Annotated in this window: 3 protein-coding genes and 1 pseudogene; all 4 read left to right on the forward strand. The window is 65.7% G+C overall.

From position 1 onward, the window contains the following. The first annotated feature begins 78 nt into the window (after nucleotides 1-78). Nucleotides 79-252: pseudogene (locus FJ386_15340) on the forward strand (IS91 family transposase). A 163-nt stretch (nucleotides 253-415) separates the two neighbouring features. Next, nucleotides 416-886, forward strand: coding sequence for a hypothetical protein (locus tag FJ386_15345; GenBank protein MBM3878061.1), 471 nt, complete (start codon nucleotides 416-418; stop codon nucleotides 884-886). A gap of 7 nt (nucleotides 887-893) precedes the next feature. Beyond that, a complete protein-coding gene (locus FJ386_15350; GenBank protein MBM3878062.1) occupies nucleotides 894-2,738 on the forward strand; it encodes a hypothetical protein in 1,845 nt (614 codons plus the stop codon). 136 nt (nucleotides 2,739-2,874) lie between these two features. Then, the coding region (locus FJ386_15355) for a hypothetical protein (protein MBM3878063.1) at nucleotides 2,875-3,077 on the forward strand (203 nt) is incomplete at its 3' end.

Genomic DNA, 3,077 nt, shown 5'->3' on the forward strand with positions numbered 1-3,077 from the left:
TTCCTCAAGCTCTGGGAGCAGGAGGTCTTCGCGCTGCTCCTGGCCGAGGACAAGATCACCGAGGAGGTGGTGGCCAATATGCGCTCCTGGAAGCACTCGGGCTTCAGTGTGGACCAGAGCGTGCGCTTGGAGGCGGGCGATCGGGCGGGAATCCAGCGCCTCATCCAGTATTTCCTGCGGTGTCCCTTCTCCCAGGCGCGCATGATCGAGGTGACGGAGGCCGGCAAGGTGATCTACAAGACCGAGCACAACACCGTAGGCCGCTTCCCCGACACCGTTTCCAGCCGCTGTGGTGCCCTGAGCGGCCTTGCTGGAGGCTACGACCGCCTTCGAGGCGGGCGGGCGGCCGCCCAGCAGCCCCGAAGGCCGACCAAGCACCCGCCAGGGGCGACAATTCTGCCGCGTTTCGCCTTGAATGGCCACCCCCAGCCAGGCACACTCCAGCCACGTCGAAAAAGCAAATTCCTATCAGTACCACGCGCAGCCGCACTGCGGCAGCCACGAGTTTTATCACGGCATCCTCGGCGGCAGCTCGCGCGGCGTGTTCAATGGCAAAATCTTCGTCCGCAAAGACGCGCAGAAGACCGACGCCAAGCAAACCAGCCGCAACCTCCTGCTCACCGACACCGCAACGGTCAACGCCAAGCCGCAGCTCGAAATCCTGGCCGACGACGTGAAGTGCACGCACGGCGCGACCGTGGGCCAGATGAACGACGACGCCCTTTTCTACTGCCGCACGCGCGGCCTCGGCGAGGTGGACGCCCGCCGTCTGCTCACGCACGCCTTCGCCAGCGAAATCGTGAACCGCATCACCGTCGAGCCGGTGCGCGAGCATCTTGAACAAGTGCTCTGGGCGCGGCTGGAAGAGTTGATTGAGAAGAAGTGACCCCTCCATGAGGCTCATTTGCTTTCTTGCATTGATGCTGGCCACGTTTTCCGCAACGGGCGGGGAAGTGGTCGATGTTTACCTGCTTGGCGGGCAGTCGAACATGCAGGGTCTCGGCAAGATTCAGGAGGTTCCGGCTTCGCACCCGCGCGAGTGGAAGCACCTCCGCTTTTGGAACGGCAAGGAGTTTGAACCTCTGCATTTCGGTCAGACGCGAACGTCCACGCGAGTTGGGGAGTTCGGGCCGGAATACGGGCTCGCGCTGGGCCTCGCGGCGGCGACGCGCGAGGTTTGCATCGTGAAGTTTCACGCCAGCGGCATGCCGTTGCATCACGGCTGGAACGCAGGCATCTGGCGCGGCGGCGCGCCGACACCTGGGCGCGTGAACTTCCATCCCGGGAAGGATGCCGCCGATCCGAACCAAGGCACTCTGTATCGCAACATGGTCGCGCGATTCCGCGGGGCCTTGGAGCGCTTGCGAGCGGAAGGAAAGTCTCCGGTGGTGCGCGGTCTGGTGTGGATGCAGGGTGAGCAGGATGCCAAGCATGAGACCTCCGCCACGAGTTACGCAGCCAGCCTTCGGCTGCTCCGCGAGCGGCTGGCTGCGGATGTCGGAGCGGCCCCAGAGGTGGCCTTCGTGTTCGGCCAAGTGCTGCCACACGAACCGGCAATGGAGCGGTTCACGCATCGGACGGAAGTGCGTGCCGCGATGGCGGCGGCGGACAGCCGCTCCGGCAAGCCCGAGTCCATCCCCCATGCGCGAATGGTCTCCACCGATGGGCTGGGCCTGTTGGCGGACACCGTTCACTACAACACGGACGGCCAGCTCCGGCTGGGCCGCGCGTTCGCCGATGCATTGCTGGCCATGGCAACTGAGCGCGACAGCCGGCCCGCAACGCAAACCCTCACGGTGGCCTCCTTCAACATCCTCGAATCCGGCCAAGGCGCGCCGCACGTCGGCTTCCCCCGCACCGCCCGGCACACGGCGCTCGCGGCGGTCATCCGCCAATGCGACGCGGACGTGATTGGCGTGCAGGAATGCGGCAACCCCGCGCCACTCCTCAAGGCCCTCGGCACAAACTGGACAGGATTCGGCACCGGCAAATCCATTTACACCAGCGGCATCGTCGCGCGCCTGCCCTTGGAACCGTTGGTGACGGAAGACTATTTCACCGCTGCCCGGGTGAAGCTGCCCGGCGGCGCCAGCTTCATCCTCGCCAACGCACATTGGTCGCCGCCCCGGAACAGCGGCGTCACACTCATTCAGCAACGGCTCCGGGCGGGCGAAGTCCCGGCGGACGAGGCGAAGTTCGCGGCGGAAATCCTCGCCGCATCAGACGCGAGCGCCGGTCCGCGCGGCTATGAACGCACGCTCGCCGCGCTGCGTCCGTGGCTCGCCGCGGGCGAACGCGTGGTGCTCACCGGTGACTTCAACGAATCCTCACACCTCGACTGGACGGCGCGCGCCGCCGAGCGCGGCATGGACCGCTGGGTGCAAAACCCGACCACACGCCCGCTGCGCTTTGCCATCCAATGGCACGGCTCGCACCGCCTTGCGGCCCTCGGTCTGCGCGACGCCTACCGCACGCATTTCCCGGACGAAGTCGCCAAGCCCGGCATCACATGGACGCCGCCGTATCCCACCGGCACACCGGGCCGCCGTCCGCCCGGCGATCAGGTCTTGGAGCGCATTGACCTCATCTATTTTGCCGGCCCCGGTTTGGAGCTGGCAAACGCTGCCATCGTTGGCGAGGGTGCCGCGCACTGCGAAATCGTCTTTCCGCAAGCCTGGCCCTCCGACCACCGCGCAGTGCTGGCGAGCTTCCGAATCAAAGCGGAGGCGAAACTGTGAAACTCTTCGACCCAAAGCCGCTGCGCGAGCATCTGGAACAGGTGCTCTGGGCGCGGCTGGAAGAGTTGATTGAGAAAAAAGTGACAACAGCATGAGGGCTACCTGCATCGCACTCGCCGCCTTGCTCACATCGAGCATGGCAACCGTAAGCAACGCCGCCCAACTCCTCGCCGGCGCCGCGAAGGTGGACATCACGGACCGCGCGGCGGGGCCGGTGAATGACCCTTCCTACGCGAAGGCGCTCGTGCTCAAGGACGGCCCCACCACCGTCGTGCTCGTCACGGTGGACGCGGTGGCGATCGGCGGCATCGGGCGCATCGGAAACGATTATCTTGGCAA

This window comes from Verrucomicrobiota bacterium (assembly GCA_016871675.1).
GTDB lineage: Bacteria > Verrucomicrobiota > Verrucomicrobiia > Limisphaerales > VHCN01 > VHCN01.

Bases quoted from the DNA above. Each gene is read 5' to 3' on its own strand.
- FJ386_15345 (MBM3878061.1), top strand. From the start codon at position 416: ATGGCCACCCCCAGCCAGGCACACTCCAGCCACGTCGAAAAAGCAAAT.
- FJ386_15350 (MBM3878062.1), top strand. From the start codon at position 894: ATGAGGCTCATTTGCTTTCTTGCATTGATGCTGGCCACGTTTTCCGCA.